The organism is Shimia aestuarii, assembly GCF_022814865.1.
GTDB classification, from domain to species: Bacteria; Pseudomonadota; Alphaproteobacteria; order Rhodobacterales; family Rhodobacteraceae; genus Shimia; species Shimia aestuarii_A.
Genome location: NZ_JAKVRD010000025.1, coordinates 38,867 through 47,829 on the forward strand (window position 1 = coordinate 38,867; position 8,963 = coordinate 47,829).

Genomic DNA, 8,963 nt, shown 5'->3' on the forward strand with positions numbered 1-8,963 from the left:
TCAAAGCCCCTCATGTTCGGTGGTATTGGTCGCGATGTAGCGGTTCGAATGACTGACATCGATGTTGTCAGTCGCGAGCACCCAGGTCAGTTCGCCATAGCCACCTTCGTTGTTCTCGAACCCGGGGCTGAGCGCATAGGCGAAGTCCCAGCCGAAATCTTCGACCCGGCGGCGCAACTCTTCTGAGAGAGAGATCGTGTCTGGCGTCACGACGACATCTTCGATATTGCCGGAATCGCCGTAGCCTTCGTATTGCACCTCGATCTTCGTCACGCCGACGGCACGCAGTTCGGAGAGAAGGGCCACGCGGGTCACAACCCTCTGTTCGGCGGCGCGTTTCTGGGCTTCCAGCATCTGCGCGTAAAAATCATTCACTTGTGTCATGTCTTCGATCCTTTGGAATTGAGGGAAGGGGAGGGCGACCTTTGCATCAGATCGCCCAGGAGGTTTCCTGCGGGGGGCTTCAAGCCGCGGCGTCGCCGCGTTCGTCACCCGTCCGGTCAACCAGGTTGAAATACAGATTCTCAGTCGCGCGCTTGAACCCCGGCGGTTTGCGCGGGGCGAGGCAGCGCACTGAGGCACTGCAGCTCTCGCCATGCTCCATCGCGAACTGCGTCACTTGGTCGATCAGGTCGTCCATGCCCGCGGCCTGGATGCGCTTTTCCGGGTAATTCGCCATCATCTGGAACTGTGTGACGACGAAGGCGCCGTCGCGGTGCGCGGGATAGAGGGTGATCTGATAGTCGAGTGTCTTGGCCATCTCTGGTCTCCTGCGGCGGGCGGAACGCGACCATCGCGCCCCATGGAAACCCGCCAGCGCGAAAGGACCGCCCTTTGTGCAAGGGCGATCCGAGGTGATGTTGAAGAAGAGGGGCGTCAGTATTCTGACGGCAGAAGCAGGGTCAGGACGCGGCGGGTTTGCGCGGGATCGGATGGCTCGGGAGAGCCATATTGATAGTCGACGTCGTACAAATCGAGCTTGAACCAGGTCGTGGTCCCGTCGAAGTCGATGACCCCCATCTCGTGCCAACCATGGGGGTCACTGTCAGCGTTGAACGCGTCAAACGAAGCGACGCGGCGGGTGAGAGCGAGCTGGGCGTCCGGCCCTAGTGCTGCAACACCACGGGTCATGACAAACTGGCCCTGCGGCGCATCGGCGACGGGGGTGGTCCTGAGAATGGAGCGACGAAAGGCATCATTTTGCCCGGCGATCAATTCGGTTTCCTTGACGGGATCGATATCGAGTGTGGTGGTCATGAGAATTCTCCGGGACGGGCCAGCCGATCAGACACCGGCTGCGTGAAACCCGTCAGCGGGAAAGGGCCGCCCTCTGCGCGAGGACGGCCCAAGGCTTAGGTCATGATCGGATCGGTTTTCGCCGCGTCAGGCCGCATCCTCGCTCAGGAAGGCGGGCAAGGACGACGGTTCATTGCTCTCAGCGTCGCTCAGAGAATCTTCGGCGGACAGATCTCCCTCCTCGGTCTCCGGCGCAGCGCCTGCCGTGTCGGCACCAGCCTCCGTCGCACCGGCAAACACCATCCCGTCGGGCAGCCACCGCGTCGTCTTTGCAACCGTCGCGGCGTCGAAACCTTCCGTCTCGCTCGCCGCTTCTGCGAACGCCCGCTCCATCGCGGCCGCGATATCGCCCTTGCGTTCGCGATTGCGATCCTCGGCGTAGTCGTCACCGATCAGCTTGCGCGCCGTGGCCACCGCATGCCCCTTGTTGACCCGACCCCAGTAGTTTTGGGCAGTCGGGCGCCAGCAGGCAGCCACATCAACATCGAGCCGCGCGCCGATCTCCTCGATGATCGGGGAAGGACGATTGTCGGAGGAAAGCTGGGGTTTGACCGCGAGACCCGTCGCCCAGGCGAAAAGCGCCTGCTTGTCCGCAATGGGCAACGCCGACATCGTCCGGAAGTCCTCGGGTTTCTGAAGCTTCATCCAGTCCGTGGCGAGGTCTTGTTCCAGCGCCTCGAGCATTTTTTGGGCGACGGTGTCCGCGTGCAGCACTTCGCGGTCTTGCGCCTGGAAGGGCCGGATCGAGATGTCGAGTGCCTCGTTGCCGTAGGACCGCCCCAAAGCCTGTTCGCAGAGCGCGTAGAGCATCGCATCGAAGGCCACCTCGAAATCAGCCGCCAGATGCGCCCTGAGGATGTGCTGGCGCGTGGCACGCAGATCATCCGCCAGGCTCGCCGAAATGCCGTCCGCCTTGCGCAACGTGGCCGCGGGGTCAGAGGTCGGCACTGGCGTGGAGGACGTCGGCGGCGTCACATGTGGGCGGGCGGGGGAGGAGGCATCACCCGCATCAGCACTATCTTCGTCCGGCATGGCCGCAGCAGGGATATCTTCTGGCCGCACCAGGCCTTTCTCGACACGTAGCGCACCGTCATGACCGATGGTCAGAACCACGCCCGCAATGGCGCGATCTGCGTCCGCGAAAGGTTGCCGCTCGCGCTGCAGGGCTTCGATCTCGCGCAAACGCGGCTCGATGGCGTAGTATTCTTCGGTCTCGGCGTCGGTCCAATCCTCGCCGTCATTCTGCGCCGCCAATTCCTCTTCGCGGGCGATGAGATGCTCTTCCTCGGCGAGCAGATCGGGATCGGGTTCGATATCCTGCGGATAGACACGCCCGAAACTGCGAAACGCCCCGTAATCCACAGAGAGATGCACCTCGACCCATTTCCATGTCCCTTCAAAGGGTTTGGCCGCGGCCTGCAGCTTCTCGATGGCGAGACGCTCGAGGAGCTCAGGGTTTTCCATATGGGCGCTGGCGCGATCGTCGAAGAGGTCGCGCAGCAGAACGCCTCCCGCCGCCTCATAGGCTTCGATGCCGACGAAACGCCCCAAGGCCGAGTTCGCAGAATGCGCGGTCTCGGTCAGTTGGCGTTTGATGCTTTGCGGGTGGATGTGATAGCCGCCCTTCACCGCGTTCCAGACCGCCAGTTGCCGATCGTGGTCGTCGGTCAGCGTAAACGCCATCACGCATTCGAGGGTCAGATCCCCCGCGCGAAATCGCTCGATGATTTCGGGCGCGACACGGGCGAGTTTCAGCCGACGGCGTACCAGGTCGACGGAGACACCGAATTTCAGCGCAATTTCGTCCTCGCTGCGCCCTTCGCCAATCATCTTGTCGAAAGCTTCGAACTGGTCCGCCGGATGCATGGCTGCGCGCTGAAGGTTTTCTGTGGCGGAGGTGAGGATGGCGTTGCGTTCGTCCTCGACGAGGCAGGGCACCGGGTGGTCTGCGGGGATCACACCGTCCTCGGCCAGCTGTTTCAGCGATTTGAGGCGACGGCCACCGGCGTCAACAGCAAAACGTGTCTCTGACAGCGCATGAACCACTAGGTTCTGTTTGATGCCTGTCTCGCGGATGCTGGCGAGGAGTTCGGCGTCGTCGCTAGCGCTCGCGGCGACTTTGCGGACGTTGAGTTGGCTCGGCTCCAGCTGGTCGAGCGGGATCATCCGGATGTCGGCGGCGCCGTCAGGCGCAGCCGATCCGGCGGTTTCGGTTTTCTTTGAGGTGGCGGGTTTCGAACGCGTCGTGGTTTTGGTCTTGGCCATGGTCAGGATCCTTGTCGCGCCGGACCCGGAAGAGGCTCTCTCTTTCCTTTCAAGCCCGGCACACGGGCTTCCCTTTCTCTGGCTCTTTGCAATTGCGAAACACGTCAGCAATCGACCGTTTGTAAACGAATGCAAGTAAGTGCTCTCTCGTCGTGCTCGTCCAAAAACCCTTGGTTTCCTTGCGCTGAACGCGATCTGAGAGGTTCCACCGGCAGTCGCGTGCGCGTACTATATAAAGAGCGTCGGCAACCGCCACAAAATCACTTGGGTAATGTCCAAAAGATTAGTATTTTGCACATATGAAGCCCCAAGTATACGCTTTGACTGATGATTTCGATGACCCCTTCATCACAATCGAGGAGGATGAAGAGGCTCACGAAGAGGATCTCTGGTTTCTGCCTGGGCCACTCGAGGAAGAACCGGATGATTTGCTTCCCGGGCCACGGGCAGAACCGCCAGACACTGCTGTCATCGACGACTGGGCAAAGGCAGAAGGCGTTCACGCTGCGCGACTGGCAAAAGTGGCTGGACGCTTAGGAGCTCTGGATGACCGGCTGCTGCGTGGCCCGGAAGGCTGGCGGCATCGCCTCGCTCTTATCGAGGCGGCGGACCTCAGCTGGTTCGCAGGGGATCGGGTGAGTTCTGATCGTCTGGCGCTCTGGATATCGATGCGGCTGTCAGGTGCACAGGATGACCCAAATGCCCTGGCAAGAGTTGGATGGGCTGTTCGACGCCTGACAGGCGGTCCCGGACCAAACGGTGACTTGGCCGCCTTCCTGGATCGCCGCGATCCCGAGAACATTGAAGACAGTGCTGAGCGTTTCGAAGATCGCGCGGGCGGATGGCTGGACGTCATGGCGGCTGCGGGCGACTTACATCCAATCACGCGGGCTTGCATGGGCTTTCATCTCTGGAGCCTGGCGGGCCTCGGACAGCACGGCGACCAGATGGAAGCCGCCGTCACCGCGTCCAGGGTCGCGGCCAGCGACGGAAGCGGCGCCATCTTCGCACCGCTCGCTATGGGCGGGGCAGGGGGGCTGCGTGTCTCGGGTTTGCCAACCGAACGCTTGGCACGCTGGTTGGATGGGATGAACAGCGCAATTCTGACGGCGATGCGAACACTTGACGATATTGAAGCGTGGACGGGTCGGGCAGAAAACGTCATGGCGCATTTGTCGGGTCGCACGCCGGTCGCCTTGCGTAAAGCTTTCTCTCAGTGGCCATTGGTCTCTGCCCCAATGGCTGAATCCGTGACCGGAGCCAGTCGCGCCGCCATTCAACGCAATCTGGCGTGGATGGAAGAAAGCGGTTTGATCCGCGAGGTGACAGGGCAGGGGCGCTTCAGGATATGGACTCTCGAAAACTGAAAGTCGATTCCCGGGTGTGCTGGTTAATTTCAATGTGCCAGCATGACAGAGATTGTCATGCCGCGATGTTGCTACAAATGCAAACCGGATACGAGGCTGTCAAATGGACTTTCTCAAAAGCTGCCAATCTGTTGCGCGTCGCTGACATGGCGACCTCGCGGTATGACGGAATCCGCTTGCAGGACGTGACGGACGAGTTCGGTTGCTTTATTGCGCACCTTCGAGAAGGAGATTCGATTGTGCACTGCAGCAGGATGTCTTCCTTGTTCTTCACATAGTAACAGAGGGCAGGCTTGGAAACATCGAACAGGTCGGCCAATTCGCCAATTGACGTTTCCGAATACCTCTTGGTGGTGAACTCGTGCGCGGCCGTATCCAGCAACGCCCAGCGCTTCAGCTTCTGCTGATGCTCGGCATCCTTGGCTTTGCGGGCGAATTGATCAGGTTGCGGCTGCGTCCTCCTTAATCATGTCGGCGGCTTTTTCACCGATCATGATACAGGTGGCATTGGTGTTGCCGTTGATGATCTCGGGCATGATTGAGGCATCGGCGACACGCACATTGGCCAGTCCCTTGACCTTGAGCCGCGCATCGACCACGGCCATGTCGTCGCGGCCCATCTTGCAGGTGCCGACCGGGTGATACGCATGGTTGACCTCGGCGCGCAGGTAGTCGTCGATCTCGGCATCGGTATTGAGATAACGCTTTGGGTAAAGCGGCTTGGCGATCATATCCTTCAGCGGTGAGCCGTGCAGGATGTCCTGCGTCACCTTGAAGGCATTGCGCATGTCCTTCAGGTCATCGGCGTGATCCAGCAGGTTCAGGTCGATATTGGGCTCGGACCCCGGGTTGGCGTTCTTGAGCGTCAAACGCCCCCGGCTGCGCGGGTGGCCGATATTGACAATCATGGTAAAGCCCCACTTGATCATCGACATGTAGTCATGGGCATGGTTGCGATAGGGCAACGGCACCATGTGAAGTTGGAAATCCGGGTTGTTCTTACCCGGCTCGGACCGCAGGAAGCCACCCGCCGCTGTGGGCGGATTGGCGAGCCAACCTTTGCGCCTGGTGAAATACTGGTAGAAGGCACCAAGGTTCTTGAGCGTGCCCAGTGGGCCAAGGGAAATTCCGGTGCGTTTCTTAGATTTGAACACGAACATCACGTCCGGGTGGTCATGCAGGTTTTCGCCCACGCCGGGCAATTCATGCTGCACCTTGATGCCATGTTTCTCCAACTCGGCCCGGGGTCCGATGCCCGAGAGCATCAGGACTTGCGGCGAGCCGAAGGCCCCGCCGCTGACGATGACCTCCTTGTTCACCCCGACCCGCTTGGTTTCGCCGCCCTGGTCGTATTCGACGGCCACCGCGCGCCCGTCTTCCATGACGATCCGGCGCACCGTGGCCTTAACCTGGATATCCAAGTTCTTGCGGTCCGTGATCGGGTCGAGATAGCAGAACTTGACCGAGGCGCGTTCGCCGTTCTTGGTGGTGAACTGGTAGATGCCCAGCCCTTCGCGATTGGCGCCGTTAAAATCCGGGGTCTTGGGGTATTCCAGCTTCTCGCCCGAGGCGAGGAAGGCGTTGTAGAAATCAAACGAGGCATCGCCGTTGCTGACATGCAAGGGACCGCTGTCGCCGTGATAGTCATCCGCACCGCGTTCGTTGTTTTCGGCCTTGCGGAAATAGGGCAGCACCTCGTCATAGCTCCAGCCTTCGTTGCCGAGTTCGGACCAGCGGTCATAGTCGCCGGATTCGCCACGGATATAGACCATGCCGTTCATGCCGGACGAACCGCCCAGCATCTTGCCGCGCGGGTTATAAAGCGCGCGGTTGTTAAGATTTTTCTGCGGCGTGGTGTTGAAGCGCCAGTTCAGCTTGTTGATTTTGTAGTTCTGGATCAGCCCGGCGAACATGCCGGGAATCGAAACGAATTTCGAGTTACCCGGACCCCCTGCCTCGAGAAGCGTGACGGTAGTGTTCGGATCCTCGGATAGCCGCGCGGCAACCACTCCTCCCGAAGATCCTCCACCAATGACTACATAATCTGCCATTGTTACTCTCCCTGTTACCATTTTTTGTGTCTGTGTCAGACGATTTTCTTCATGACCGCCAAGAGCGTGTCGGTGAGCCTGCTGTAGGGCGGATTCAGAAGGTTGGCCGAGTTCAGCCGCGCCTGCCGGAAGACCGGCTTGTGGGCGCTGAAACTGTCAAACCCAGCCTTGCCGGTATGGGTGCCCATGCCGCTGGCCCCAATGCCGCCGAAGGGCAACTTTTCCTGGAACACGTGGAACAGGGTTTCGTTGACGCACATCCCCCCGGCCCAGGTGTTTTGCAGCATGTGTTTTTCACGGGCGCGGTCATGGCCAAACCAATAGAGCGCCAACGGACGGTCATGGCTGTTGATATAGCCCGTGACCTCATCCAGGCTGTCATAGGTCTTGATTGAGAGAACCGGGCCGAACACTTCCTCCTGCATCACTGCCATGTCGTCGCTGGGGTTAATCACCATATTCAGCGGCAGAATCCGGTTGTTGGTATTGCCCTCGCCACCATCGGGGTTGACCGTCACCACCTTTGCCCCCTTGTCACGGGCATCGGTGACCAGATTGCGCAGCCGGTCGTAATGGCGGTCCGAAACGATCGTAGTGTAGTCTACGTTGCCATCGAGGTTGGGAAAGAACTTGGTAAAGCCCTTCTTCATATCCCCGACGAACCCATCAAGCTTTTCGGTGGGCACAAAGACGTAGTCCACTCCGATGCAGGTCTGGCCACAGTTCAGCACCTTGCCGCGCAGGATCGAGCTGACCGCCTTGGCCGGATTATAGGAATGGTCGATGATCGCGGGGCTCTTGCCCCCCAGTTCCAGCGTGACAGGCGTCAGGTTGGGTGCCGCGGCCTGGGCGATCTTGCGCCCCACGGCGGTGGACCCCGTAAAGATCAGGTGGTCAAAAGGCAGTTCGGCAAACGCATTGCCCAGCTCGGCCCCGCCGGTGACGACGGCCAACAGGTCCTCGTCAAAATTGTCGGAAACGAGATTGCCCAGAAGTTCGGTTGTATGTACCGTGACCTCGCTGGGCTTGATCATCATACGGTTGCCTGCGGCCAGCGCATGCACCGCCGGAAGAAGCGCGATGGCATAGGGATAGTTCCAGGGAGCGATATTACCGATCACTCCTAGGGGCTGCGGCACCACCTTGCATGTGGCCGGCAGCGAATGCAGGCTTGTGCCCACCCGGCGCGGGCGCATCCATTTGCGCAGGTGACGGCGGGCATGTTTGGCGCCCTGGATGACAAGGAACAAATCGCTCAGCGTGGTTTCGCGCACCGAGCGGTTGCCGAAATCCTTGTCGATGACATTACAAATGTCGTGCTTGTGTTTCTCGGTCAGTTTCAGCAGCTTTTCGACATTGCCGCACCGTTCTTCGTAGGACGGGTAGGGGTTGGCATTGGAGGCGGCTTTCTGGCAGGTGAAAAGCGCCTTGAGATCGTCGATGGAGGTGTCAGGGACGATAGGCGTGGCATAGGAATTCATGGTTAGTCCTTTGTATCAATTTCGAGGAAGCGGCGCAGCATATCGCAGGCCATTGTCTGTTCTTCGGTCTTGAACATCCTGCTCTCCTATCGCGCCAGAATCAGAATCGAGGCCACAGCCCCTTCGATCCCGATCAACCCACCACCATTTTCGGCAATTGCCACGTTTGCGTCGTCAACCTGGCGTGCGCCGCACTGGCGCAACCAGGCCGCCGATCCCCGCGTCTCCAAAATGACATTTACATGTTGCATTTTCATACCTTTACTTACTGACCAGTAAGTAATAATAAGCCTGCGCTGTCAACATCAAATTTCCTTATCTATTACAGCACCTTGGAAGAAACGCTCGAATGGGGGTTCATAAAACCTGTAAAAAACCGAGAATCAGAGTGACAGCTTTTTCGGGCGAGACTCGTTGTTCGCGAAGGAAATCTCACAGGAATTGCCCAAGGCCCAGGCTCGACGCGATCTTCCGCGTTGCCAGGCCAGAGGTCTTCAGCCCGA

8 protein-coding genes are annotated in these 8,963 nt (G+C 59.5%); 1 reads left to right on the plus strand and 7 read right to left on the minus strand.

Annotated elements, in window-relative coordinates:
• The 4 genes from MK745_RS17790 to MK745_RS17805 form a co-directional block, all read right to left on the minus strand.
• Complete coding sequence (locus tag MK745_RS17790) at positions 1-384, minus strand: DUF6878 family protein (RefSeq protein WP_093455099.1); 384 nt, start codon at positions 382-384, stop codon at positions 1-3.
• A gap of 79 nt (positions 385-463) precedes the next feature.
• Positions 464-760, minus strand: coding sequence for a hypothetical protein (locus MK745_RS17795; RefSeq protein ID WP_093455100.1), 297 nt, complete (start codon positions 758-760; stop codon positions 464-466).
• Positions 761-876: 116 nt separating this feature from the next.
• On the minus strand, positions 877-1,257 hold the full coding sequence (locus MK745_RS17800) for a DUF3768 domain-containing protein (RefSeq protein WP_093455101.1): 381 nt from the start codon (positions 1,255-1,257) through the stop codon (positions 877-879).
• 126 nt (positions 1,258-1,383) lie between these two features.
• Positions 1,384-3,561: a ParB/RepB/Spo0J family partition protein gene (locus MK745_RS17805; protein ID WP_093455102.1), complete on the minus strand. Its 2,178-nt coding sequence runs from the start codon at positions 3,559-3,561 to the stop codon at positions 1,384-1,386.
• A gap of 299 nt (positions 3,562-3,860) precedes the next feature.
• Between MK745_RS17805 and MK745_RS17810 the strand changes: the two genes are divergently transcribed.
• Complete coding sequence (locus MK745_RS17810; RefSeq protein WP_093455103.1) at positions 3,861-4,928, plus strand: hypothetical protein; 1,068 nt, start codon at positions 3,861-3,863, stop codon at positions 4,926-4,928.
• Positions 4,929-4,983: 55 nt separating this feature from the next.
• Here MK745_RS17810 and MK745_RS19915 read toward each other — a convergent pair whose 3' ends face one another.
• The 3 genes from MK745_RS19915 to MK745_RS17820 are packed head-to-tail and all read right to left on the minus strand — an operon-like array spanning position 4,984 to position 8,460.
• On the minus strand, positions 4,984-5,310 hold the full coding sequence (locus MK745_RS19915; protein ID WP_170848855.1) for a TetR/AcrR family transcriptional regulator: 327 nt from the start codon (positions 5,308-5,310) through the stop codon (positions 4,984-4,986).
• Between the two features lie 58 nt (positions 5,311-5,368).
• Entirely contained in the window at positions 5,369-6,979 is a 1,611-nt protein-coding gene (locus tag MK745_RS17815; RefSeq protein ID WP_093455105.1) for a GMC family oxidoreductase, read from the minus strand.
• A gap of 35 nt (positions 6,980-7,014) precedes the next feature.
• Entirely contained in the window at positions 7,015-8,460 is a 1,446-nt protein-coding gene (locus MK745_RS17820; RefSeq protein ID WP_093455106.1) for a coniferyl aldehyde dehydrogenase, read from the minus strand.
• Between the last annotated feature and the right edge of the window lie 503 nt (positions 8,461-8,963).

Excerpts from the sequence above, each read along its gene's own strand:
- MK745_RS17790 (WP_093455099.1), bottom strand. The coding sequence starts at position 384 with ATGACACAAGTGAATGATTTTTACGCGCAGATGCTGGAAGCCCAGAAA.
- MK745_RS17795 (WP_093455100.1), bottom strand. The coding sequence starts at position 760 with ATGGCCAAGACACTCGACTATCAGATCACCCTCTATCCCGCGCACCGC.
- MK745_RS17800 (WP_093455101.1), bottom strand. The coding sequence starts at position 1,257 with ATGACCACCACACTCGATATCGATCCCGTCAAGGAAACCGAATTGATC.
- MK745_RS17805 (WP_093455102.1), bottom strand. The coding sequence starts at position 3,561 with ATGGCCAAGACCAAAACCACGACGCGTTCGAAACCCGCCACCTCAAAG.
- MK745_RS17810 (WP_093455103.1), top strand. The coding sequence starts at position 3,861 with ATGAAGCCCCAAGTATACGCTTTGACTGATGATTTCGATGACCCCTTC.
- MK745_RS17815 (WP_093455105.1), bottom strand. The coding sequence starts at position 6,979 with ATGGCAGATTATGTAGTCATTGGTGGAGGATCTTCGGGAGGAGTGGTT.
- MK745_RS17820 (WP_093455106.1), bottom strand. The coding sequence starts at position 8,460 with ATGAATTCCTATGCCACGCCTATCGTCCCTGACACCTCCATCGACGAT.